Below are 22038 nucleotides of genomic sequence, written 5' to 3'. Positions count from 1 at the left end.
CGGGGGCTGATCGACATCCAGATTGCGATCGTCAGGTCTTCATTGCTGGCGGGAGAGATGGTCGTCTTGGGGTGAACAGGCCTGGGGTCGCGCTCCATCCCCCATCAGCTTGGCTTTTCCCCTGTCCTACACCCCTTCCGCCGTGGCGGGCCGGCAGCCCTGTTTAACGGGCGACAGGTATAGGCAATGGCACAGCTCTTTCGCGTTGCGGGCGTTCCATCATCCGGACGGGCCGCGCAGGCCTGCCGGGACAGGCTCTCGTGCCCATCTCATGGGCGCTGCCGCCAAGTTCACGGAAGCGAAAGATGACACGGACGTATCGTCATCTTCGTCAACTTCCGGCGTCCGGCCCGTGCCGATCCGCCCTGGACACCAATGCCAAAGGGCGGAGGCATTTCTGCCCCCGCCCCTTGCTGTTTCATCCCGATCGGGCGTGACTTACATCTGCACGTGGACGCTGAACATGGCCGCGCGCGGTGCACCGATTTGCACGAACGGCGGGCTGCTGCCCGGCGACAGATTGCCACCGAAGCCACCGACATAGAATTTGTCGAAGACGTTGGTGACGTTGAGCTGCGCGAAGACGTTCGGCGCACCCAGCGATGCCAGCGAGTAGCGGACGTCGAGATCGAACAGGGTGTAGCCCGGAGCGACGGCACCATAGACTTCCGTGCCGCTGATCACGATCGGCTCGTTGGTATCATAGATGTACCGCTTGCCGGTGCGCTTGCCCTGGACGCCGAGATCGAAGTCGCCCAGATGCAGCTCGGCGCGCGCGCCCAGCTGGAACACCGGAGCACCCGATTCACGCTTGCCGGCGGTGGGGAGATAGAAGACCTGCCCCGCCGCGGTGCAGCCACGGAAACCGCTGCTCGCCTGGCTGGCGCTGCAGACGCCGCCAACGACATCGTCCTTGATGTCCGACTTGAGGTACGAGCCGAAGGCATAGAGGGTGAGCATCTGGAAGGGCGAGTAGGCGATGCTGCCGTCGATGCCCCATTTGTCCACTGTTCCGAGGTTCCGGTAAACGGTCTCGTTCACTTCCGGATCATAGGCGGAGGCCAGCCGGTTGTTGTAGCGGGTGAACCAACCGGTCAGCTGAGCCTGGATCTTCGAGGTCGTGTAGCGCGCGCCCACGTCGAAGCTGTCCGTCGTCTCCGGCGCCGGCTGCGATCCGGCCGTTCCTTCGGCGAAGAAGAAGCTGTTGTAGAGGGGGTCCGTACCCGGAACCTGCAGACCCTTCGCATAGTTGAAGAAGATCGAGGCTGCCGGCGTGATGCGATAGCTCAGACCGACGTTCGGCAGCACCTTGTCATACTTCAGCGTACGGTTCTGCGGACGCGAATAGTTCGGGTTCGCCGCGGCATAAGCCGCCTGCTGGCCCTCGGCGACGCAGTCCACGAAGCCGGAAGCGGACGTGGTGAAGCAGTTCTGGGTCAGGTCGCGCTTGAAGAAGGGAGCGCGCACGCCCAGCCGTACCGTCAGCGCTTCATCCAGGAACTGGCCGCGATACTCACCCGAAACCTGGTTCAGGATGGCATAAGAGAGACGGTCGCGCTTCTGGATGGCATTGCCATTCGCGTCCCGGATCGGATCGTTCACCGGGAAGACGTCGAAGGGCGCACCACCGAGCTGGAGGTAACCCAGCTCGCCGGTCTGGCGATGGCGTCCGCGGTCATAGGTATAGGCGATGCGGACGGTGTGGAACTCGTTGATGTCGTAACGCAGCGACGAGATCACGCCGAAGCGGTGCGTCTGGGTCTGGCTCGGGTTGAGCGTCGTCACCCGGTCCAGGCGGTCGCCGTCACCATTGAGGTCGATGCCTGCATAATAGCTGCCGCCGATGAACCCGTAATAGGTGTTGCCACCGATCACGCGGCCGCTTTCGAAGGTGCCGCCGGAAGCGGCGCCGGTGGAGCTGCTGATGCTGGTGGTCACGCCACCGCCGTTGGCCTTCACATACTGATAGCTCGGATCGACCGTCAGCACGAGGCCGTCGGACAGGGTGAAGCGCGAGCTACCGCGAATGTTGCCGGTGTTGGAGGGATTGAAGCGATAGTCGAACGCGGCGCCGCAGGTGTTGACGGCGTCGGCGACGCCCGGCCGTGCCGCGGCGAGCTCACAAGGCTCGAGCGTGTAGAAGCGCTCATCGCGGTTCGTGGGGAAGCGGTTGTTGCCATTGGGGCCGACGACGCGGTTGGCGTCCGTGCGCAGCGGCAGCGAACCGAAGAAGTTGTTGCGGTTCTCGTTGTAATGGCCGGCAATGGAGATGAAGTCGCCGTTGCTTCCGATCGGCTGATAGATGCGGCCGTTATACTGCTGCTTGTCGATCTTGCCGTAGTTGTTGAAGACGTTGTCGTTGCCCGTGCGGCTGGCGGAGAAGAAAGCGCGCGTTCCGAAGGGCGTGAAGACGCCCGTGTCGATCGCGCCGAACATGCGGTAGAAATCATACTCGCCGATCGCACCGACGACGGTGACATTGAATTCCTCATAGGGCAGGCGCGTGCGATAGTTCACCGTGCCGCCGGACGCGGCCGCCGTCGGGCTGTCGACGTCCGTGCTGCCGAGGTTGACGTTCACCTCGCCGATCAGCTCCATGTCGAGCAGCTGGTTGGAATAGATGGCGTAGTTGCCGGTGTCGTTCAGCGGGATGCCGTCCCAGGTGAGCGAGACGCGGTCGGGGCCGAAGCCGCGAATGTTCAGCGTGCCGCCGGCCGATCCATAGGGGTCGTTGTTCTGGAAGCTGACGCCCGGAAGCAAGTTGATCGTGTTGAGGATCGTGTTGGTGCCCTGGCGGCTGATCAGCTCGTCAGTGATGACGCCGGTCGCCTTGGTGGTGTCCGGGATCCGGATGCCACCCACGTCGCTCGAGCGCGAGCCGGTGACGATGATGGCGTCTTCGAAGTCGATCGCGCCGGTCGACTGAGCATGCGCTCCCGTCGCCAGTGCCCCGCTGGCGACAGTCGCCGCGAGGATAATGCGGAATTTGGTCATCGGTGGTCCCCTTGGATTCGATGCAGGTCTGTTCATTCGACTGTGGCAGATATGTGCCACGGCCTTCTCGGCGCCCGAAGGAACCGATGCGTCCTCTCACTTGCTGGCGGCCCCGTGGAGCCCGCATGTTGCTGATTTATGACGATGGCGGCCCTATATCGGCGGCCCGTGCCGGCTCGCTATCGCGAAATAATGGCTGGATCGCGGGATATGCCTGAAAAACACCCCATTTCAGGGGGCAGAGGCGCGCAAAATCGCGTATTTTCAAGTCGATATATTGCGGTGCGGCATGGATGCAACGCTCCCTCAGAAAATCGATCGTGCGATCTGGGTCGGGGCGACGAAGAGCCATGGGCCGGGTCCGATCAGTGACCTCTGCGTCTCAATGGCGAGAATCACCGGACGGCGGTCCCATCCTTCACAACCTGGCCGCCCTTGATGACCACGCTCACATGCTCGAGCAGGCGAACATCCAAGAGGGGGTCGCCATCCACGGCGATCAGGTCGGCATGGCGTCCCGCCGCAATCTGCCCCACCTCTTCTTCCTTGCCGAGCGCCTGCGCGGCCGTGATGGTGGCGGCCTGGATGGCCTGGAGCGGCGTCATCCCATAGGCCACCATGTAGCGGAACTGGCCGCCCGCCGTACCATGCGGCATGACGCCCGCGTCGGAGCCGAAGATCATGCGCACGCCTGCCTGTTGCGCCTTGCGAAAATTGTCGCGCTGGATCTGGGCGATTTCCCGATCCTTGCGGAGATTCTCCTCCAGAACGCCGTTTTCCCGGCCGCTGGCCTGGGTGTAGTCGGTGTTGAAGATATCCATCGAGAACCAGACAGGTCGCTCGCGCTTCAGCGCCAGCCTGATGCCTTCATCATCCAGCAGGCTGACATGTTCGATAGTGTCGATGCCCGCGCGGATCGCGGCCTTGATGCCGGCTGCCCCGTGGGCATGGGCGGCAACGCGCAGGCCCCACAGATGCGCTTCTTCCACGATGGCGCGCAGTTCCTGTTCGCTGAGCTGCTGCTGGCCGGGCTCGGTGTTGCGGGAGAATACGCCGCCCGTGGCGCACACCTTGATGACCTGGGCACCATATTTGCGCTGCTCGCGCACGCGCTGGCGCAACTGCTGCTCGCCATCGCCGACGCCGGGGCTCTTTGCCTCGAAAGACGGCGGCAGGAAGGTCGAATCGCAATGTCCGCCGGTCGCGCCGAGAGCATGGGCGGCCGGCACGATGCGGGGCCCCTCGGCACAGCCTTCGTCTATCGCCTGCATGAGGCCGACATCATTGTAGTTCTCGGAACCAAGATTGCGCACGGTGGTGAAGCCGGCATGCAGCATGTCTCGCGCGTTCCGCACGGCGATCATGGCCCAGAAGCTGTCCGTATATTGCAGGCCGCGATAACCGCCGATCTCCGCCAGGCCATCGAGATGGACGTGCATGTCGATGAGGCCGGGCAGGATGGTGCGGTCCCCAAGGTCGATATGTTTCACATCGCTGCCCCAGCGTACGAGGCGTGCGTCTGCGACGGAGGTGATCCTGCCGTCGGTGACGAAGATGGCAGGATGCTCCACGACCTTGCCGGCCGCGACATCGATCATCCGGGCAGCGGTGAAGACCTGGGTCTCCGCATGGGCCGGCGCAGATAAGGCTGCGGCCATGCCCGCGATGAGCCACACCAGCCTGCGTAAAGGTCCTTGTTCTGTCATGCTTGTCCCCCGGAATCCCTGTCGCTGGCAGATTGGTCGCGCAGAGCGCCATGATGCAAGGGCATCATGAGGGGCGTCAGGCGCGTCGCTCCCTGCGTGGCAGCCAGATCGACATGACGAGGAGCCAGGCGGCCGCCTCGAGCCACCCGGCGACCACGTCTGTCGGCCAGTGCACGCCGAGCCAGACCCGGCTCGCGCCGGTGAGGAGGATCATCGCAGCGCAGGCGATCCATATGAGGCGACCGGGAAAGAGCAGTGCCACGGCACCATAGAGCGCCATCGTCCCGGCGGCATGACCGCTCGGGAAGCTGTGTCCCGTCACCTCCACGACCCGGGGAATGAGGTCTGGGCGCTCTTCGGCAAAGAGCGCCTTCAACGCCGGGTTGAACAGGATGACCGTCATCACCGCCGCAAGCAGCCAGCCCACTTCGCGCGGTCGTCCGGCATAAGCGAGGAACAGGCCAAGGACGAGCATGGTTGCGATCAGCGCGCCCGTGTCGCCGGCTCGATGCAGCACGCTGGCCACGGATGTGACCCCGGCGGCCTGCGCAGGATAATGGATCTGCACCGCATCGACGATGGTCATGGCAAGCTCGTCGGCCGGCGCGGGCAGGCCGGCCGCGCGGGCGAAGCCCAGCAGAAGCAGCGACACCAGCAGCATGGCGGCCAGCGCCAGGCGGCGGCGCGGGCTCATCTGCGCACCTTGTTCGCCGGCCTGCGCCCCGCTGCTGCCTGCCCTTGCCGGGCGCCGCGCACCGGCCATTGCCGGAAGCCGCAGGTCAAATATGCAGCGCCCGTCCGAACGCGGCGAGGACCGCTTCATGCATGGTTTCGCTGATCGTGGGATGCGGGAAGACGGTCTGGATGAAGTCGGCCTCGACCAGCTCGGCGGTCTTGCCGATCGTATAGCCCTGGATCATTTCCGTCACTTCCGCGCCGACCATGTGCGCGCCGAGCAGTTCGCCGGTCTTGGCATCGAACACGGTCTTCACGAAGCCCTCCGCCTCGCCCAGTGCAATGGCCTTGCCATTGCCGATGAAGGGGAAAGTGCCTGCCTTCACCGTATAGCCGGCTTCCTTCGCTTTGGCTTCGGTCAGCCCCACGCTGGCGACCTGCGGCTGGCAGTAGGTGCAGCCGGGGATGTTGCGCGGGTCCATCTCGTGCGGATGAACATCCTTGTTGCCGAGCGCCTGCGCGATCGCTTCGGCGGCGGTGACGCCCTCGTGGCTGGCCTTGTGCGCGAGCCATGGCGGCGCGGTGACGTCGCCGATCGCCCACAGGCCGGCGACGTTGGTACGGCAGAGCCCATCGGTCTTGATGTGTCCCCGCTCCATGGTGACGCCAAGCGCTTCCAACCCGATATTCTCGGTGTTCGGGACGATGCCGATGGCGACGATGCAGTGGCTGAACTCGCTGGTCTCCGTCTTTCCGTCCTTGCCCTTGATGGCGGCGGTGACGCCCTTGTCGGAAGCCTTGAGGGAGTCCAGCGCCGCGCCGGTCACGATCTTCATGCCGCGCTTCACGAGCTGCTTCTCGAGGAAGGCCGACACGTCGGCATCCTCCACCGGCACGATGCGGTCCATCATTTCGACGACCGTCACCTCGGCACCCATGTCATTGTAGAAGCTCGCGAACTCGATGCCGATGGCGCCCGACCCGATGACCAGCAGCTTGCCCGGCATTTCCGGCGGGGTCATGGCGGTGCGATAGGTCCAGATGCGCTTGCCGTCCGCCGGGGCGAAGGGCAGGTCGCGCGCGCGTGCGCCCGTCGCCACGATGATGTGTTTCGCGGAGAGGTCGGTCTTATTGCCGTCCTTGTCCGTCACCGTCAGCTTGTTCGCGGCCGTCAGCACGCCGGTGCCCATGTGCACGGCGATCTTGTTCTTCTTCATGAGATGCGTGACGCCGGCATTGAGCTGCTTCGCCACGCCGCGCGAGCGCTTCACCACGGCTTCGATGTCGGCGCTGATCTTTTCCGCCGCGAGGCCATAGTCCTTCGCATGGCTCATATAATGGAAGATCTCCGCCGAGCGCAGCAGCGCCTTGGTGGGGATGCAGCCCCAGTTGAGGCAGATGCCGCCCAGCAGCTCGCGCTCGACGATCGCGGTCTTGAGCCCGAGCTGCGCCGCGCGGATCGCCGCGACATAGCCGCCGGGGCCGGAACCGAGGACGATGAGATCGTAGGATTCGGACACGTCATGTTCTCCAGAACTGCGCGCCGCGACCAGCAGCGCGGCGAGTGAATATGAGACGGCTCATGCGGCGGCCACCATCGGCGGCACCTTGCGGGGATGGCGTTGCTCGTCGATGGCGACAAAGACGAAACGGGCCTGCGTCACCTTGTTCATGGCCTCGCCGTGGCGGTCCCGCCGCCAGGTCTCGACGTCGATGGCCATGGAGGTGTTGCCGACCTTCACCAGCGTCGCGAAGACGGAAACCTCGTCACCCACGAATACCGGGCGGTGGAACTGCATGCCTTCCACGGCGATGGTGACGGCTCGCCCCGCGCTGTGCCGCGCGGCGACCAGTCCGGCCGCCATGTCCATCTGGCTCATCAGCCAGCCGCCGAAGATGTCGCCATAGGGATTGGCGTCCGCCGGCATGGTGGTGACGCGGATGGTCGGGGCGGCGGTGGGAGCGGCGTCGGGCATCAGCGTGCCTTGTCCGCCCTTCTCCCCTCCCGGGAGAGGGAGAGGCTCGGCTTTGCGGTCCGGGGCATTTACGCCACCAGACCCAGCGGCGCCTCCACCAGTTCCTTGAAGACCTTCATCAACTCCGCGCCGTCCGCGCCGTCAATGGCGCGATGGTCGAAGCTGCCGGTGGCCGACATCACCGTGGCGATACCGAGCGCGTCGTCGATCACATAGGGGCGCTTCTCGCCCGCGCCGATGGCCATGATCATCGCCTGCGGCGGATTGATGACGGCCTCGAACTGCTTGATGCCCATCATGCCCATGTTGGAGAGGCTGGCGGTGCCGCCCTGATATTCCTCGGGGCGCAGCTTGCCTTCCTTGGCGCGGCTGGCGAGGTCCTTCATCTCGGTCGAGATCGCGCTCACGGCCTTGGCGCCGGCATCGACGATGATCGGCGTGATGAGGCCGGTGGGGATCGAAACGGCGACGCTGACGTCCGCGCGGCTGAACTTGAGGAGCTGGTCGCCCGCGAACTGCACGTTGCACTTCGGGCAGGCAAGCAGCGCCTTGGCCAGCGCCTTGATGAGCAGATCGTTGACGGAGAGTTTGACGCCGCTCTTCTCCAGCGCCGTGTTGAGCTCCCCGCGCAGCTTGAGCAGCGCATCGAGGCGCACGTCCACGGTGAGGTAGATGTGCGGGATGGTCTGCTTCGATTCGGTGAGGCGCCGCGCGATCGTCTTGCGGATATTGGAGAGCTTCTCGACTTCGTGCGGGATGCCGAAGTCCTGAGCCGCCACCGGGGCGGGCGCAGGAGCAGGCGCCGGTGCGGCGGCGGCAGGCGCTTCTGCGGGGCGCGGCGCGGCCGCTGCGCCGGGCTTCACGCCTTCAAGGTCGGCCTTGACGATTCGCCCGTTGGGCCCCGTGCCCGCGACTGCGGCCAGGTCAATGCCGGATTGCTCGGCGATGCGACGGGCCAGCGGGCTTGCCTTGATGCGCTCACCCTCCGCGGCCGGCGCGGCCGCTGGCGCGGTAGCGGCTCTGGCCACTTCCGGTTCGGGCTTCGGCGCGCTGGCCGGCTCGGCCTTGGCGGGCGTCGCATCGGTCTTGGCGGGCGCTGCGGCGGCACCGGCATCCGCCGGCACTTCCTCGCCCTCCTCGACCAGCACCGCGATCACGGTGCCGACCTTCACATTGTCCGTGCCTTCCGGAATGAGGATCTTGCCGACCACGCCTTCGTCCACGGCTTCGAATTCCATCGTCGCCTTGTCCGTCTCGATTTCCGCGAGAAGATCGCCGGAGCTGACGGTGTCGCCTTCCTTCACCAGCCATTTGGCCAGCGTGCCTTCTTCCATGGTGGGCGAGAGGGCGGGCATCTGGATGTTGATCGCCATGAGGGCCAGGCTTTCCTGTTTGCTTGCGGTTGGACAATCAACGGTCACCTTCACGCTTTGCCTTGCCGGGTCAAGGCCATCGCTTGCATCGGGCGCGAATTTCGCCCACCAAGCGTGAGAGAAAACCGGAGAGCCGCCCGATGATGCGCACTTATCTCGTCGTCGTGGACGAAAGCACCGAGGCCGAATCCGCTCTGCTTTTCGCGGCGCGCCGTGCGGCCAAGACCGGCGGCGGCGTCCACATGCTCGCGCTCGTGCCCAAGACAGAGTTCGTCCAGTGGGGCGCCGTGCAGGCGACCATGGAGGAGGAAGCCCGCGCCCGCGCGGAAGCGCTGGCCATGAGCGCGGCGGGCACACTGATGGCGGAAGCGGGAATCCAGCCGGCCATCACCGTGAAGATCGGCGATCCGGTCGGCTCGGTCCGGGAAATGCTGGCATCCGGCGAGCCGGTGGCGGCCCTGGTGCTCGGCGCGGCACCCAAGGGCGCGCCGGGCCCTCTGGTCACGCATTTCGCGGGCCATGACGCCGGCACGCTGCCCTGCCCGGTGATGATCATCCCCGGCTCGCTGAGCCACGAGGACATCGAGCGCCTGAGCTGAGGAAGTTAACGAGGTGACTCGGGCATCTGATGGGGAGCCGCCCGAGGCTCTGTGGACGAGGTGGCGTTCGGAGTAACCGCCGGGTCTTCGGGAGTCCGAGACGGTTGAAACGGGGTGGGGCCGCCTCACGGCTGGAGAGCGTCGCCATGCCGCTCCAACACTGCACAGCGGTCTGGAAGTTTACAAAGATGACGGCAGTCCCCGTCATCTTCCGCTTCCCTGAACTTTGCGGGAGATCCGATGAGGCAGGCGCGAGAACCCGCTCCGACAAGCCTGCGCAGCCCGACCGGACGATGGAAGGCCTGCGATGAGAAAGAGCCCTGCCTCGCTTCCTCCTGTCGGCAGGAGGAGGGGGCCGGCTGGTCTGCCATCGTGGCGGGTGTGTAGGACAGGGGAAAAGTAAGCATATGGCTCGAGACGACGAGCCCCTCCGGCGCCTCTGGGCGCCCCCTTGCCTCTCTTGCTAGAAAAAGGGCGCCCCGCAGGCGCCCTTTCCCTTTTCGTCGATCGGGCCGGGCCGGGGTCAGCCCGGCTGGTTGGCGCGCTCGGCGCCGTTGCCGTCGAGATTCTCGGCCACGAAGGCCCAGTTCACATGCTTCTTGAGGATCGTGTCGGCGAAGTTGGGACGCGCATTGCGATAGTCGATATAATAGGCATGTTCCCATACATCGAGGATGAACAGCGGCGTGGCGCCATGCGCGACGGGGCAGTCGGCATCATGATAGCTGGTCACTTCCAGCTTGCCGTCGGTGAGGTTGAGCGCTGCCCAGCCGCTGGCGAAATGGCCCACTGCCTCTGCCTTCAGCTTCTCGATCAGCGCGTCTGTCGAGCCGAAGCCTTCCTGGATCAGCTCGGCGAGCTTGCCGGTCGGCTCCTGCGTCTCGGGCGAGAGGCACTGCCAGAAGAAGCTGTGGTTCCAGATCTGGCCGACCTGGTTGAACAGGCCGCCCTTGGCGGTGCGGATCAGCTCGACCAGCGACTTGCCCTGCAGCGCCGGGTCGGCGGCGACCAGCTCGTTCGCTTTCGTCACATAGGCATTGTGATGCTTGCCGTGATGATAGTCGAACGTCTCGGCCGACATGTCTTCGCCGAAAGCCGTTTTCGCATAGGGAAGGTCGGGAAGGGTGAATGCCATGATTGAAGCTCCTGAAGCAGTGGTTTCTGTTCTGGGTGGCGAAACGCATGGATCATGCGAATCGTTCGGGTGGGCCCGCCAGCATTGGCGCGGACGGGCGCGACTTGCCAACAGACTATAGCGATGAGGCGCGAAGATAAAATCGATATGACATGAAGCTGGCGCGCGCATCGCACCGCCCGGCCGGCGTCCGGGGCGCGTGCTACAGCAGCGCGTGTTTCTTGAGGCAGTGGCGAAGCTGGTCGTAGGAAAGGCCCAGCGCCTTGGCCGTGGCGCGCTGGTTGAAGCGGTGTCGCTCGAGCGCGCGGCGAAGGATCGTGGCTTCATGCACATCGACCGCGGCGCGGAAATCCGTGATGTCATCGAGCGCGATCGACAACTGGTCCTCGCGCATGTCGCCATTGGGGGCCGGTGCGGGCGCGATGGCCGTCCGGGCGCTATCGTCCGGCCGGGGAAGGCTGGAGGGCATGGGCGCCGGTTGCCAGGGCGAGGCAAAGGGATCGAGCTGAATTGCGTCGATCGGATGGGCGGGGTCCTGCCAGCGGTAGACGGCGCGCTCGACCACATTGCGCAGTTCGCGCACATTGCCCGGCCAGCCATAAGCGACCAGCTCCGCCATCGCGCGCGCGGAGAAGCCGGGCCAGCCGGGCCAGCGCATCTCGGTTGCCATGCGCCGGCCGAAATGCTCGGCAAGCACCTCGGCATCGCCCTCGCGTCCGCGCAGCGGCGGCAGGGTGATGACCTCGAAGGAGAGGCGATCGAGCAGGTCTGCGCGAAAGCGTCCGGCCTCCACCGCGGCGGGCAGATGCTCATTGGTGGCCGCGACGATGCGCACGTCGACATTGAGGGGGCGGGAGCTACCGATGCGCGTCACTTCCCCATATTCCACCGCGCGCAGCAGGCGCTCCTGCGCGGCCATGGACAAGGTGCCCAGCTCGTCGAGGAACAGGGTGCCGCCATCCGCTTCCTCAAACCGGCCGGCGCGGGCGCGGGTGGCGCCGGTGAAGGCGCCGGCCTCATGGCCGAACAGTTCGGCCTCGATCAGCGTCTCGGGCAGCGCGGCGCAGTTCATGGTGATGAGGGGGCCGTCCCAGCGGGGAGACAGGCGGTGAATGCGCTCGGCGATCAGTTCCTTGCCGGTGCCGCGCTCGCCGATGACGAGCACCGGGCGGATGAGTTCGGCCGCGCGGCCCGCCTGTTCGACCGCGTCCAGAAAGGCCAGCGACTGGCCGACGAAATGCGTCGTTTTTTCCACGAGCCAACGATTAGTGATAATTCCTACATCTTGGCAAGATGAAACTGGTAGCGCTGAATATCGGATGAACGAAAGTGGCGGATTTCAGCCATTTCCGGAAATTGGCACGGCCTGTGCAATATGATGGGCAATCCGCCAGAAGGCGGGCTTTGAAGGCCAAATACAGGATCAGGAAGACAGACAATGACCCGTTTCGTGAACAACTACAGCAACAGTGTTTTCGCCACCCTCCTCACCATCGTCTTCAGCGCCACCATGGTGCTCGGCGCGGTGGGCCCTGCTTACACCGGTCCCCAGGCGGACCAGCAGATTGCGGCGGCAAATCATGATAATGGTTCCGGCAAGTCGGCATAATCCCTTGCTTGACGGCTTGCTTGATAGCCGGGGCGGATGCCCCTCACCCGCCCCGGCACCCTGAATTTTCGAATTGGAGTAATGAACAGATGGGTATCTTCTCTCGCACCCGCGACATCATTGCCGCCAACGTCACCGATCTGCTGGATCGGGCGGAGGACCCGGCGAAGATGATCCGCATGATCATCCTCGAAATGGAGGAAACCCTGGTCGAGGTGCGAGCGTCTGCCGCCCGCACGATTGCGGACCAGAAGGAAATGCGTCGCCACATCGCGAAGCTCGAGTCGCTCCAGGACAGCTGGAAGGAAAAGGCCGAGCTGGCGCTTTCCAAGGACCGCGAGGATCTCGCCAAGGCTGCGCTGGTCGAGCGCCAGAAGGCCGCCGACATGGCCGCGCAGCTCAAGGGCCAGATCGCCGTGCTCGACGATGCGCTCGCCGCCTCGGAGGAAGACATCGCCAAGCTGCAGGGCAAGCTGCGCGAAGCACGCGCTCGCCAGAACAGCCTGGTGACCCGCATGGAAAGCGCACAGACCCGCCTGCGGGCCCGCGAGATGTACAATGGCGAGCGCGTGCAGGACGCCTTCTCGCGCTTCGAGATGCTCGAGCGCCGGGTGGACATGGCGGAAGGTCATGCCGACGCGATGGGACTGGGCAACCAGCCCAAGACGCTGGAGCAGGAAATCGCGGATCTGCAGTCGAGCGACAAGGTCGAGGCCGAGCTGGCGGCGCTGAAGGCCGCGCAGCACAACAAGGAAGGCTAAGCCATGGAAGACGTGCTTCTGCCGATCATCATCTGCGGCATGCTCTTCATCGGCATGCCCTGGCTGATCTTCCACTATGTGACCAAGTGGAAGCAGGCCCCGAAGATCACGGACGAGGATGAGCGCTTGCTCGACGAGATGCACATCCTTGCCCGCCGGCTCGAGGAGCGGCTCCAGACCGTGGAGCGCATCATCGCCGCCGACAACCCCGATTTCCGCCCCGCCCGCCCGGTGGAGGCAGATGATTATCACTTCGAGAGGAGGAACTGAGATGTCCGCTCGTCGCACCAAATTCTACCTCGACAAGCAGAATGCCAAGTGGATGGGCGTCTGCGCCGGGATCGCCGACTATACCGGGATCGACGTGCTCTGGGTTCGCATCGGCGCCGTGCTGATCACCCTGATGGGCGCTTTCCCCTGGACGCTGATCGCCTATTTCCTCGCCGCGTGGATGGCGGACCCGAAGCCCTCGGGCCTTTACCACGACCGGGATGACGAGAAGTTCTGGCAAGGGGTGCGGACCAATCCCGCCCGCTCGACCCGGGACGTGCGCAGCAAGTTCCGCGACATCGACCGGCGCCTCTCCGACATCGAGGCCTTCTACACGAGCCGCAACACGCGCCTCGCGGACGAGATCGACAGCCTGCGCTGAGCGCGGTCTGTCGGAAGGGGAGGAGACCATGGATCCAGTACCAATCTTCGTCCTGGGTCTCGCGGTCGGGAGCGTCGGCATCCTTCTGGGCCAGGCCCATGGGCGACACAGGATGAACAGGGGATCGGCAAGGGGCCGGTCCCACGGGGAAAGAGCGGGCTCGCGCTGAGCGCGGCCGCTGGACGGGAGAAATGAGATGAGCTGGGGTGGACCGGCATTCGTGATCGCGATCATCGCCTTGTCATACGGCGCCTGGATCGCGACGACCTGGATCAGAAGCCGGCATGGCTATCCCATCGAGAATGAATGGGGCGGCATGGTCAGCAAGAGCGATCTCATGGCCGAGCGCAAGATCGAGCTTCTGACGAACGAGAATGCGAAGCTCACGGACAAGATCGGCCGGCTCGAGGAGCGGATCGCGGTTCTGGAGCGCATCGCGACCGACGCGCCCGCGCGCTTGTCCGCCGAGATCGAGCGGCTGAAATAAGGGAGACGACACAATGGAACCGAGCGAAGCACTGGCCCCTTATCTGCCCTTCATTGCCATGGGCGGCCTTGGCATCGGCGCCCTCGCCGTGGCGGGATGGATCTTCACCACCTGGCTGCGCATCCGCAACGGCTATCCGCTGGAAAACAGCTGGGGCAAGGCGATCTATCCGCAGAAGAACGAGGAAATGGTCGAGCGCATCAAGCTGCTCAGCCAGGAAAATGCGCAACTTCGCGCCGAGCTGGGCGCGGTGAAGGATCGCCTCGCCAATGTCGAGCGCATCGTGACCGACGGCGCGCTGCATCTCAACCACGAGATCGAGAGCCTCCGCGGCTCGAGCAACTGAGGAGCCTGTCATGGACAAGACGTCACTGGTTCTCGGCTTTTTCCTGATCGTGGTGGGCATCCCGGTGATCGCGGACGTGCTGAACAAGATCCACAAGCGCAACACCGCCCTGCGCGAGCGCGAGCTGGAGATCATGGGTTCGCAAACCGCGGAGAAAGCCGCTCAATATGCGGCCCGGACGGAGCGCCTGGAACAGCGGGTGCGCGTGCTCGAGCGGATCGTCACCGACAAGGGCCTGGACCTTGCCGCCGAGATCGACGGGCTGCGCGAAGAGCCTGTGCCCGCCCGCCCGATCGAGCACTGACAATATTTCCCGGAGGAGGGTAAAATATGAATGGGTTTGAAATGGTCGTCGCCATCGTCGCGATCACCGCCATCGCAAGCGTCATCCGCGCGAAATACGGCGTCGTGCGCCGCGGCAAGGGCGAGGACATCGTCCGACGTGACCATCGGGCCGACGCGGAGGCCGAGCGGCTGCGCGAGGAAGTGAAACAGCTCAAGGAGCGGGTTGCGGTGCTGGAGCGTCTGGCGACCGACAGCTCGACCGCCCTTGATCGGGAATTCGAGAAACTGAAGCAGATCGACAGAATGTGAGGCCGTGAGGCCCCGTTCAGGGAAGGAGGCAGGAACATGACCGACCTCAGCATCATTCAATATGGCGCCATGGCGCTGATCGTCACCGGCTGGATCGGCATCCTCGCTTATGCCGGGCTCAAGGGCTGGAACGGCTGGCTGGCTTTCAAGCGCGCCGAACTGGAAATGGCCCTCGGGCAGCGCGGCGCAGGCATGGATGCCATGGGCAGCGCGACAGCGGCGACGCGCATCGACGTCGCCGATCTCAAGGAACGTATCCGCAAGCTGGAAGCCATCGCGGCCGGCATCGATCTTTGAGAAGGGAAGGCCAGTACGGGCCTGCCATCAGGTCCGCGATTCCCTCCAGTGGAGCGCAGCGGATGGCGCTTCGGGCTGACCGGCAAGGAAGGCGGGGCCCGACAGTCCGTTTCCAATGCCGGGCCGCCTTCCGCTCTCTCTGCCGGTAGCGCGGACCATGGTTCGTTACATGCCGCGCACGCCTGTCAGGTTGTTTCGCACAACGCCTTGAGCTGGGCGGCGACGGCGCCCCAGCCGGCCTCGAAGCCCATGTCGCTGTGCTGGTCGCGAGCTTCCTGGCTCCAGTGCCGGGCCGAGCCAGTGTAACGCGTGCCTTCCCCTTCCGGTTCGATTTCCCAGACGCCCACCATGAAGGGACCGGCGGGCTGCCAGCCAGCGGTAAACGCGTCTGTCGAGATGAAGCGCTTGCCGGGCACGACCTCAAGGAAGACGCCATCCTGCGGCACTTCCTCGCCGTCGGGGCCGCGCATGAGCATGGCGCAGCGACCGCCCGGCCGCCAGTCCTGCTCGATGATCTCGATCGTCCAGGGGGCAGGGCACCACCATTCCTCCTGCCGCTGCGTGAGCACTTGCCAGACCCGTTCGGGCGGGGCGTCGATATAAGTGGAGACGCTGAGCGTAAGATCCGGCTGGTCGGTCATGGGTTTCTCTTCCTGGCAAGTGATGGCTCTACGGCGTCAGGCGCCTGCGGGTTCACTGGATCCGCAGGCGCCTTCAGTCCCGCTCGGGTGCGCCCAGCGGGAAATAATGGCGATAGGGCCGCGCTCCCTCGATGCAGCGCGCCACGGACGGTCGTGCGTTGAGCCGCGCGCGATAGGCGCGCAGTTCGGGAAAGGTGTCCGGAATAGGGCGCGCCCAATCCGCATAGAAAAGCGCGGGCGCGGCGGCGCAGTCGGCCATCGAAAAACCATGGCTGCATGCCCATTCCCGGCCGGCAAGCCGCACGTCCAGCCAGGCGTAGATCGTGTCGAGCGCTTCGGCTCCGCGCGCCGCCCGGGCGGGATCGGGCGTGATGCCGGGCAGCGCCTCGTTCACGATGGCCTGCATCGGCGTCATCACATGATTGTCGAACAGCCGGTCCATGAAGCGCACATCGAGCGCATCGATGGCGTTGGCAGGGATCAGCGGCGCGCGCTCATAGTGCCGCAGGTCGAGATATTCGATAATGGTGGTCGCCTCGATCACCGGCGCGCCGTCGTCCACCAGGACGGGAAATTTGCCGAGCGGCCAGTGGCGTTTCAGCGCCGCCATGACGCCGGGATTCTCCACCATCTCCAGCTCATAATGCAGATTCTTCTCGTGGAAGGCGATCATCGCTTTCCAGCAATAGGACGAGAAGGGGTGAGCGTAGAGCTGGTACGTCATGCCGCCTCCCCGGCAAAGGCCGCTTCAAGGGCGGCGATATCGAGCTTGCGCATGGTCATGAGCGCATTCCCCATCCGCGCGTTCTGTTCGGCGGCGCCTTGTGTCTGCATCTCCAGCAGCCTGTGCGGGACAACCTGCCAGGAGACGCCGAAGCGGTCCTTGCACCAGCCGCACATGCTTTCCGCCCCGCCATCGGCGATGAGTGCGTCCCAGAGGCGATCCAGCTCGGCCTGATCCTCCACCGGAATGACGAAGGAAACCGCTTCCGTCTGCGGGAACTGCGGTCCTCCGTTCAGCGCGGCGAAGGGGCGCCCTTTCAAAGTGAAGGTCACCAGCATGGCCGTGCCAGCCTTGAAGTGCGGCGGGAAGGGCGAATCCGCAGCGTAGCGCGAAATCGAGTCGATCCGCGAATCCTCGAAGATCGACACGTAGAAGGTGGCGGCTTCCTCGGCGGTGCCGTCCATCCACATGCAGGGCGTGATCGGCTGCGTCATGTGTCCGCCTCCTCAAGACTGCCGAAGAGAGCGAAGCGCGCGCCCTGCGGATCGGTGCCCGTGACGATGTGTCCGCCTCCCGGGACCTCGTGCGGGCCATTGGTGACGGTGCCGCCATGCGCCGTGATCGCGTCCATCGCCCGGGTGATCGACGGGACGGCGAAATAGAACAGCCAGTGCGCGGGGCCTTCGCCGGGCATGGTGGCGCCGAGGCGGAGATCCCCGGCCCACAGGAACCGGTAATCGCCCAGTTCGCCCATCGGCATGCTGTCCGGGCTCGTCCAGCCGAACAGGCCCTCATAGAAGGCGTGGGCGCCGGGCTGGTCGGGCGTGGTCAGCTCGTTCCAAGCGCAATGGCCGGGCGCGTCGGCCCGGAACGCATCGCTGCGTTGGTCCGGGAAGCCGCGCATGACGTAGAATGTCGCGCCCTGCGGATCGCCGGCCATCGCGAAACGGCCGACCTCCGGGATATCGCGCGGCGGCACGAAGACATGGCCGCCGGTCGCCGTGATGCGCGCCGCCGCTGCGTCGACATCGTCGACGGCGATGTAGCCGACCCACATGGACCGTGCGCCACCTGCAATCATTTCGGCATCGAGCGGCATCATGCCGGCAACGGTGCCATCCGGCGCGGCGACCATGCGGTAGTCCATGCCGGGCATGTCGCTGCTCTCGCTGATCGTCCAGCCTACCACGGCGGCATAGAAGGCGCGCGCGGCGGCGATGTCCGTCGTCATGAGCTCATACCAGATGAACTCGCCCTGCCGGTTGCTCACGCGCCGGCCCCCGCCGGCGCCTCGGCCGATGCATCGAGGATGGTGGAAAAGCCGCCGTAGATGATGCGGGCGCCAGCCATGGGACTATCATCCGGCCCTTTCATCCGCTCGTCCTTCATGAGCTTTTCCCAGCCTGTATCGCGCGTCGCCTTGTCCGGCCATTCGATCCACGAGAAGACGATATCCTCGCCCTCTTCCGCGATGACGGCGGTGCGGAAATCGTTGGTCTTGCCGACCATCAGGTCGTCGTTCCATGTCTCGACCACCCGGAGCGCGCCATATTCGAGGAACAGCGGCGCGGCCATGCGCGCCATCTCCTCGTAGTCTGCCTTGCGGCCGGGCTTCACGGGGCAGAGAAATCCATCGACATAGGTCATGCGGGCATTCCTTCCTCATCAGGCATAAGGGGACGCGGCGGGACGGGTGTCGCCGCGTGGTCAGGCGGATCGGCCGCGGCAACCGTGCTGGATCGGGGGGAATCGCGAGCTGTCCACGCATGGCAGACCGACAATCAACATCCTCTCCATGGCGGCAGCTTCCTGTTTCTCGCATCCATTCGCCGAATCGTCCGACCTTGACGAGTGTCGCTCATGTAATTAGGTAAGGCAACTACGGAGTTAGAAAAAATAACTAGCAAGTCCACATCCCGGCAGAAGCGCCATTTCGAGGACGCTTGCGGCCTTGCTCACGGGCTCGATCTCGTCGGGGAGCGCTGGGCGCTGATCATCATCCGGGAACTGCTGCTGGGGCCCCGGCGCTTCTCGGACCTGCGCTCCGCGCTGCCGGGGCTGAGCGCGAACGTGCTCACCCAGCGCCTCGGCGAGCTGGAGCAGCGCCATGTCATCGAGCGCCTGCGCCTGCCCCCGCCCGCGAGCGTGCAGGTCTACGGCCTCACCGAATGGGGGCGGGAGGCCGAGCCCATGGTGCTGGCCATGGCGAAATGGGCCTATCGCTCGCCGGCGCATGACCGCATGCTGCCGCTGAGCGGCGTCGCCATGCTGCTTTCGCTCAGGATCAATCTGGACGTCGCCAGGGCGGGCGCTCTTGCCCTGACGCTGGGTTTCGACATCGAAGGGACGCCTTATCGCGGCCAGCTGGAGCATGGCGTGCTCAGCGTCGCGGCGGGGGAAGCTCTGGTGCCGGATATTGCCTATCGCAGCACGGCGCGGGGGCTTGCCGCCCGCTTCTATGGCAAGGTCCCCCCGGAGCAGCTTGCCGTCACTGGCGTGCTCACCATGCGCGGCGACCCGGGGCTGGAGACGCGTTTTGCCGATCTCTTCGCGCTGCCGCCGCGCTATGTGCCGTCGCAGGCGTCATAGCGCCGGCCGGGGACCACCGGAAAAGCCTCGACTTCCGCATCGCGCCGCTCCATAGCTGCGCGGGGGAACAAAAGGGGGGCGAAGTTGATCGCAACGGTGGCGACGGTCGCCTTTCTCGGGCTGGAAGCGCGTCCGGTCGAGGTGCAATGCCAGCTCGTTTCCGGCCTGCCGAATTTCATCGTGGTGGGGCTTGCTGACAAGGCCGTGGCGGAAAGCCGCGAGCGCGTGCGCAACGCCATTGCCGCCATCGGCCTGTCGTTGCCGCCCAAGCGGATCACCGTCAATCTGTCGCCGGCCGACCTTCCCAAGGAGGGGTCGCATTATGATCTGCCGATCGCGCTGGCCCTGCTGGCCGCGATGGGGGTGATCGATGCCGAGCATGTGAGCGAACATCTCGTCGTCGGCGAACTGGGCCTGGATGGCCGCATCGCGCCGGTGCCGGGTGTGCTGCTGGCCGCGCTCTACGCCGCCGCACGCGATCTTACGCTCATATGCCCCGCTTCGCAGGGCACGGAAGCGGCCTGGGCAGGCTCGGACGGCGTGCTTGCCGCGCCTGATCTGCTCGGCCTGATCAATCACCTGAAGGGCGGCACCATCCTGCCCCGTCCGGCGCCGGGCGAAGCGGAGCCGCCGCGTCACGGGCCGGACCTGCGGCAAGTGAAGGGGCAGGAAACCGCCAAGCGCGCGCTGGAGATCGCCGCGGCGGGCGGGCACAATCTGCTGATGTCCGGCCCGCCGGGCTCCGGCAAATCACTGATGGCAAGCTGCCTTCCCGGCATCCTGCCGCCGCTCACGCCCGCCGAGGCCCTCGAAGTCTCCATGGTCGCTTCGGTCGCAGGCACGCTCTCGGCCGGGCGGATCAGCCAGTCGCGGCCCTATCGCGCGCCGCATCACAGCGCGTCCATGGCGGCACTGGTGGGGGGCGGCCTGCGCGTGAAACCGGGCGAGGTCAGCCTTGCGCATCTGGGCGTGCTGTTCCTGGATGAGCTGCCCGAGTTTCAGCGGGCCGTGCTGGACAGTTTGCGCCAGCCCCTGGAGACCGGGGAAGTCAGCGTCGCGCGGGCCAATGCGCATGTGACCTTTCCGGCGCGGGTCCAGCTCGTCGCGGCGATGAATCCCTGTCGCTGCGGCCATATCGCCGATCCCGCGCTGGCCTGCTCGCGCGCGCCGCGCTGCGCTGCGGACTATCAGGCGAAGCTCTCCGGCCCCCTGCTCGATCGCATCGACCTGCATGTCGAGGTGGCCGCGGTGACGGCCGCCGATCTGGTCCTGCCGCCGGCAGCGGAAGGAACGGCGGAAGTGGCGGCGCGGGTCGCGGCAGCCCGGGGGCTCCAGACCGCCCGTTCGGCGGCCACCGGCGGAGCGCGCACCAATGCCGAGTTGGAGGGCGATGCGCTCGAGACGATCGCCATGCCCGACGAGACGGGCCGCGCCTTGCTCGCGCAGGCCGCCGCAGCGATGAAGCTCTCGGCGCGGGGCTATACGCGCGTGCTCCGCGTGGCGCGCACCATTGCCGATCTTGCCGGTGCGGACCGGGTCGGGCGACTGCACGTGGCCGAGGCCTTGAGCTATCGCCGGCGCGCGCCGGTGAATTGAGGGAAGGAGAGTCGATGAGGGACTGGCTGGTGACGCTCGGCGAGGCCCATGCAGCGCTGCCTGAGGCAGGCGAGGCGAGCCGATAAGATAAACAGCCAAGTCCGGAGCCTCATAAAAAGTTGCTCCAGTATTTATTTAGATCGAGTGGCTGGCGCCGCTCGCTCGTGGCGGTGACCTAACACGATTTCTCTAATGCCTATACAATCCATCTCTGACATCTTGAATATTCTGCATTAACTGAACGCTGTTCCAGTGATCATTGAGATGCTTATTAGGATCCCCTGATTGAGATGATGCACGAACGCTGGGTTCGGCAAACTTGGCCATAGCAGAATTCAAGTCCGCCGAATAAAACGACCCATCTTTAGACAAAAATGTATCGGTTCTTTTGAACCATTCGGATTGAATCTTCGGAAGTGCCATGCCTGCCAACACATACTCGTATCCAAGTCTTGCTTCATATGTGCATGAGTTTGCCGTCTTCAATGGGCGACAGGTTGCGTTTCTGACTTCAACAAGATAGTCATACCGGGCGCCAGTCATTCCGATCCGGACGGAGCTAGGCAATTCCTGAAGTGTTCCAATTCCTCGGCTAAGGGCAAATGTTGGAGCACTGGCGAGGGCTTTGATTGCTGCCCTCAAAATCTTTCCTTCATTAGTGGCAACAGAGGGAACGCTTTTGGTCATTTTAGCGATGGCGACCCATTCACGATACTGAACCTCAAGCCCCTTATCGATACCAAAAAGGTCAAAAAAGAGTCCGCTTTTCGTGCCTGAAGCCATATCGGCAACGATCTGCGGGCGCAGTATTGGTTCGATCTGCGCCCGGCGATTCGATACGATTTCGCGAGCAGCTTCAACTAGATTGACTAATCTATTACCTTCCTCACGACTAAAGCGGAGCCAATCGCCGAAGCCGTAAGACGTGGCATTTAGGGCCATCAAGCCACGATAGTCCACCGGTAGATCAGCAACATAAGCTTCTACTGAATTAAGAACCTCACTATAAAATCCACCGACCTTGTTACCAAGGTCGCTTGGACAACCGTCATAATTGCGGGTTTCGATGTTGCAGAGGTGCTTGAAGCGGCGAGCCCTAGCTTTTCTGGCATTTAGCATTGATCGTAATTTCTCAAACCCAGCTGTGCTCGCATCGAATCGCACAGGTAGATCAGCAAGCTCTTCTTCTTCAGGGGTTAGCGGTGGGGGAACCATATAATTATCGAGGGATGTGTCGACTGGCCTGCTGCCGGTTTGGTGGACACCGAGATAGGGTGTTTTCAC

Annotated in this window: 26 protein-coding genes; 12 read left to right on the top strand and 14 right to left on the bottom strand. The window is 64.6% G+C overall.

The annotated features are described in order from the left end of the window. Positions 1 to 438 precede the first annotated feature (438 nt). From HNP60_RS17930 to HNP60_RS17905, 6 genes are all read right to left on the bottom strand, one after another. Positions 439 to 2994: a TonB-dependent receptor gene (locus tag HNP60_RS17930; RefSeq protein ID WP_184156267.1), complete on the bottom strand. Its 2556-nt coding sequence runs from the start codon at positions 2992 to 2994 to the stop codon at positions 439 to 441. Between the two features lie 395 nt (positions 2995 to 3389). Continuing rightward, on the bottom strand, positions 3390 to 4700 hold the full coding sequence (locus HNP60_RS17925; protein WP_184156266.1) for a Xaa-Pro dipeptidase: 1311 nt from the start codon (positions 4698 to 4700) through the stop codon (positions 3390 to 3392). A gap of 76 nt (positions 4701 to 4776) precedes the next feature. Then, positions 4777 to 5394, bottom strand: a complete 618-nt coding sequence (locus HNP60_RS17920; RefSeq protein WP_184156264.1) for a phosphatase PAP2 family protein — start codon at positions 5392 to 5394, stop codon at positions 4777 to 4779. 85 nt (positions 5395 to 5479) lie between these two features. Next, positions 5480 to 6895, bottom strand: a complete 1416-nt coding sequence (gene lpdA, locus HNP60_RS17915; protein WP_184156262.1) for a dihydrolipoyl dehydrogenase — start codon at positions 6893 to 6895, stop codon at positions 5480 to 5482. A gap of 60 nt (positions 6896 to 6955) precedes the next feature. Then, entirely contained in the window at positions 6956 to 7351 is a 396-nt protein-coding gene (locus HNP60_RS17910; protein WP_184156260.1) for an acyl-CoA thioesterase, read from the bottom strand. Between the two features lie 68 nt (positions 7352 to 7419). Then, positions 7420 to 8724, bottom strand: a complete 1305-nt coding sequence (locus HNP60_RS17905) for a pyruvate dehydrogenase complex dihydrolipoamide acetyltransferase (protein ID WP_184156258.1) — start codon at positions 8722 to 8724, stop codon at positions 7420 to 7422. Between the two features lie 143 nt (positions 8725 to 8867). On the opposite strand from HNP60_RS17905, the gene HNP60_RS17900 reads away from it, so the two are divergent. Continuing rightward, a complete protein-coding gene (locus HNP60_RS17900; RefSeq protein WP_041393676.1) occupies positions 8868 to 9323 on the top strand; it encodes a universal stress protein in 456 nt (151 codons plus the stop codon). Between the two features lie 523 nt (positions 9324 to 9846). On the opposite strand, the gene HNP60_RS17895 is transcribed toward HNP60_RS17900, so the two are convergent. Next, positions 9847 to 10458, bottom strand: a complete 612-nt coding sequence (locus HNP60_RS17895; protein ID WP_014077935.1) for a superoxide dismutase — start codon at positions 10456 to 10458, stop codon at positions 9847 to 9849. Positions 10459 to 10660: 202 nt separating this feature from the next. Further along, the gene (gene pspF, locus HNP60_RS17890; RefSeq protein WP_184156256.1) at positions 10661 to 11713 is read right to left on the bottom strand and encodes a phage shock protein operon transcriptional activator; all 1053 of its coding nucleotides are present in this window, start codon (positions 11711 to 11713) and stop codon (positions 10661 to 10663) included. Positions 11714 to 11896: 183 nt separating this feature from the next. On the opposite strand from pspF, the gene HNP60_RS17885 reads away from it, so the two are divergent. From HNP60_RS17885 to HNP60_RS17845, 9 genes are all read left to right on the top strand, one after another. Further along, positions 11897 to 12067 (top strand): hypothetical protein, encoded by a 171-nt coding sequence (locus HNP60_RS17885; protein ID WP_014077932.1) that lies wholly within the window; start codon positions 11897 to 11899, stop codon positions 12065 to 12067. 89 nt (positions 12068 to 12156) lie between these two features. After that, positions 12157 to 12828 carry a phage shock protein PspA gene (pspA, locus tag HNP60_RS17880; RefSeq protein WP_014077931.1) on the top strand — a complete coding sequence of 224 codons (672 nt, stop codon included), beginning with the start codon at positions 12157 to 12159 and terminating at the stop codon, positions 12826 to 12828. A gap of 3 nt (positions 12829 to 12831) precedes the next feature. Continuing rightward, complete coding sequence (gene pspB / locus HNP60_RS17875; protein ID WP_014077930.1) at positions 12832 to 13098, top strand: envelope stress response membrane protein PspB; 267 nt, start codon at positions 12832 to 12834, stop codon at positions 13096 to 13098. Position 13099: 1 nt separating this feature from the next. Further along, on the top strand, positions 13100 to 13480 hold the full coding sequence (gene pspC, locus HNP60_RS17870; RefSeq protein WP_014077929.1) for an envelope stress response membrane protein PspC: 381 nt from the start codon (positions 13100 to 13102) through the stop codon (positions 13478 to 13480). 196 nt (positions 13481 to 13676) lie between these two features. Next, the gene (locus HNP60_RS17865; RefSeq protein WP_014077928.1) at positions 13677 to 13967 is read left to right on the top strand and encodes a hypothetical protein; all 291 of its coding nucleotides are present in this window, start codon (positions 13677 to 13679) and stop codon (positions 13965 to 13967) included. 13 nt (positions 13968 to 13980) lie between these two features. Continuing rightward, positions 13981 to 14313 carry a hypothetical protein gene (locus HNP60_RS17860; RefSeq protein ID WP_014077927.1) on the top strand — a complete coding sequence of 111 codons (333 nt, stop codon included), beginning with the start codon at positions 13981 to 13983 and terminating at the stop codon, positions 14311 to 14313. A gap of 10 nt (positions 14314 to 14323) precedes the next feature. Beyond that, complete coding sequence (locus HNP60_RS17855) at positions 14324 to 14617, top strand: hypothetical protein (RefSeq protein ID WP_014077926.1); 294 nt, start codon at positions 14324 to 14326, stop codon at positions 14615 to 14617. A gap of 26 nt (positions 14618 to 14643) precedes the next feature. Further along, positions 14644 to 14907: a hypothetical protein gene (locus tag HNP60_RS17850; RefSeq protein ID WP_184156254.1), complete on the top strand. Its 264-nt coding sequence runs from the start codon at positions 14644 to 14646 to the stop codon at positions 14905 to 14907. Between the two features lie 36 nt (positions 14908 to 14943). Then, a complete protein-coding gene (locus HNP60_RS17845) occupies positions 14944 to 15204 on the top strand; it encodes a hypothetical protein (protein WP_014077924.1) in 261 nt (86 codons plus the stop codon). Positions 15205 to 15389: 185 nt separating this feature from the next. On the opposite strand, the gene HNP60_RS17840 is transcribed toward HNP60_RS17845, so the two are convergent. The 5 genes from HNP60_RS17840 to HNP60_RS17820 all read right to left on the bottom strand — a co-directional run bounded on the left by HNP60_RS17840 (position 15390) and on the right by HNP60_RS17820 (position 18216). Then, positions 15390 to 15845 carry an SRPBCC family protein gene (locus HNP60_RS17840; protein WP_184156252.1) on the bottom strand — a complete coding sequence of 152 codons (456 nt, stop codon included), beginning with the start codon at positions 15843 to 15845 and terminating at the stop codon, positions 15390 to 15392. A 73-nt stretch (positions 15846 to 15918) separates the two neighbouring features. Next, complete coding sequence (locus HNP60_RS17835; RefSeq protein ID WP_184156250.1) at positions 15919 to 16569, bottom strand: glutathione S-transferase family protein; 651 nt, start codon at positions 16567 to 16569, stop codon at positions 15919 to 15921. Beyond that, on the bottom strand, positions 16566 to 17063 hold the full coding sequence (locus HNP60_RS17830; protein ID WP_184156248.1) for a VOC family protein: 498 nt from the start codon (positions 17061 to 17063) through the stop codon (positions 16566 to 16568). Before HNP60_RS17830 ends, HNP60_RS17835 begins: the two co-directional genes overlap by 4 nt. After that, entirely contained in the window at positions 17060 to 17839 is a 780-nt protein-coding gene (locus tag HNP60_RS17825) for a VOC family protein (protein WP_184156246.1), read from the bottom strand. Before HNP60_RS17825 ends, HNP60_RS17830 begins: the two co-directional genes overlap by 4 nt. Beyond that, positions 17836 to 18216, bottom strand: coding sequence for a DUF1428 domain-containing protein (locus HNP60_RS17820; RefSeq protein WP_184156243.1), 381 nt, complete (start codon positions 18214 to 18216; stop codon positions 17836 to 17838). Before HNP60_RS17820 ends, HNP60_RS17825 begins: the two co-directional genes overlap by 4 nt. Before the next feature lie 249 nt (positions 18217 to 18465). Here HNP60_RS17820 and HNP60_RS17815 point away from each other — a divergent pair, with 249 nt between their 5' ends. Together HNP60_RS17815 and HNP60_RS17810 are read left to right on the top strand one after the other, a co-directional pair. Next, positions 18466 to 19158 (top strand): winged helix-turn-helix transcriptional regulator, encoded by a 693-nt coding sequence (locus tag HNP60_RS17815; RefSeq protein ID WP_184157174.1) that lies wholly within the window; start codon positions 18466 to 18468, stop codon positions 19156 to 19158. An 84-nt stretch (positions 19159 to 19242) separates the two neighbouring features. Then, positions 19243 to 20754 carry a YifB family Mg chelatase-like AAA ATPase gene (locus tag HNP60_RS17810; protein WP_184156241.1) on the top strand — a complete coding sequence of 504 codons (1512 nt, stop codon included), beginning with the start codon at positions 19243 to 19245 and terminating at the stop codon, positions 20752 to 20754. A 189-nt stretch (positions 20755 to 20943) separates the two neighbouring features. Here HNP60_RS17810 and HNP60_RS17805 read toward each other — a convergent pair whose 3' ends face one another. Beyond that, positions 20944 to 22038 (bottom strand): hypothetical protein, encoded by a 1095-nt coding sequence (locus HNP60_RS17805; RefSeq protein ID WP_184156239.1) that lies wholly within the window; start codon positions 22036 to 22038, stop codon positions 20944 to 20946.

Source organism: Sphingobium lignivorans (genome assembly GCF_014203955.1).
Taxonomy (GTDB): Bacteria; Pseudomonadota; Alphaproteobacteria; order Sphingomonadales; family Sphingomonadaceae; genus Sphingobium; species Sphingobium lignivorans.
The sequence above is the reverse complement of the archived record's forward strand: the minus strand, read 5'-3'. Positions and strand labels throughout refer to the sequence as shown.

What these genes read in the sequence shown, in the direction of transcription:
- HNP60_RS17930 (WP_184156267.1), bottom strand. Translation starts at nt 2,994, where the DNA reads ATGACCAAATTCCGCATTATCCTCGCGGCGACTGTCGCCAGCGGGGCA.
- HNP60_RS17925 (WP_184156266.1), bottom strand. Translation starts at nt 4,700, where the DNA reads ATGACAGAACAAGGACCTTTACGCAGGCTGGTGTGGCTCATCGCGGGC.
- HNP60_RS17920 (WP_184156264.1), bottom strand. Translation starts at nt 5,394, where the DNA reads ATGAGCCCGCGCCGCCGCCTGGCGCTGGCCGCCATGCTGCTGGTGTCG.
- HNP60_RS17910 (WP_184156260.1), bottom strand. Translation starts at nt 7,351, where the DNA reads ATGCCCGACGCCGCTCCCACCGCCGCCCCGACCATCCGCGTCACCACC.
- HNP60_RS17905 (WP_184156258.1), bottom strand. Translation starts at nt 8,724, where the DNA reads ATGGCGATCAACATCCAGATGCCCGCCCTCTCGCCCACCATGGAAGAA.
- HNP60_RS17900 (WP_041393676.1), top strand. Translation starts at nt 8,868, where the DNA reads ATGCGCACTTATCTCGTCGTCGTGGACGAAAGCACCGAGGCCGAATCC.
- HNP60_RS17895 (WP_014077935.1), bottom strand. Translation starts at nt 10,458, where the DNA reads ATGGCATTCACCCTTCCCGACCTTCCCTATGCGAAAACGGCTTTCGGC.
- HNP60_RS17885 (WP_014077932.1), top strand. Translation starts at nt 11,897, where the DNA reads ATGACCCGTTTCGTGAACAACTACAGCAACAGTGTTTTCGCCACCCTC.
- pspA (WP_014077931.1), top strand. Translation starts at nt 12,157, where the DNA reads ATGGGTATCTTCTCTCGCACCCGCGACATCATTGCCGCCAACGTCACC.
- pspB (WP_014077930.1), top strand. Translation starts at nt 12,832, where the DNA reads ATGGAAGACGTGCTTCTGCCGATCATCATCTGCGGCATGCTCTTCATC.
- pspC (WP_014077929.1), top strand. Translation starts at nt 13,100, where the DNA reads ATGTCCGCTCGTCGCACCAAATTCTACCTCGACAAGCAGAATGCCAAG.
- HNP60_RS17865 (WP_014077928.1), top strand. Translation starts at nt 13,677, where the DNA reads ATGAGCTGGGGTGGACCGGCATTCGTGATCGCGATCATCGCCTTGTCA.
- HNP60_RS17860 (WP_014077927.1), top strand. Translation starts at nt 13,981, where the DNA reads ATGGAACCGAGCGAAGCACTGGCCCCTTATCTGCCCTTCATTGCCATG.
- HNP60_RS17855 (WP_014077926.1), top strand. Translation starts at nt 14,324, where the DNA reads ATGGACAAGACGTCACTGGTTCTCGGCTTTTTCCTGATCGTGGTGGGC.
- HNP60_RS17850 (WP_184156254.1), top strand. Translation starts at nt 14,644, where the DNA reads ATGAATGGGTTTGAAATGGTCGTCGCCATCGTCGCGATCACCGCCATC.
- HNP60_RS17845 (WP_014077924.1), top strand. Translation starts at nt 14,944, where the DNA reads ATGACCGACCTCAGCATCATTCAATATGGCGCCATGGCGCTGATCGTC.
- HNP60_RS17840 (WP_184156252.1), bottom strand. Translation starts at nt 15,845, where the DNA reads ATGACCGACCAGCCGGATCTTACGCTCAGCGTCTCCACTTATATCGAC.
- HNP60_RS17835 (WP_184156250.1), bottom strand. Translation starts at nt 16,569, where the DNA reads ATGACGTACCAGCTCTACGCTCACCCCTTCTCGTCCTATTGCTGGAAA.
- HNP60_RS17830 (WP_184156248.1), bottom strand. Translation starts at nt 17,063, where the DNA reads ATGACGCAGCCGATCACGCCCTGCATGTGGATGGACGGCACCGCCGAG.
- HNP60_RS17820 (WP_184156243.1), bottom strand. Translation starts at nt 18,216, where the DNA reads ATGACCTATGTCGATGGATTTCTCTGCCCCGTGAAGCCCGGCCGCAAG.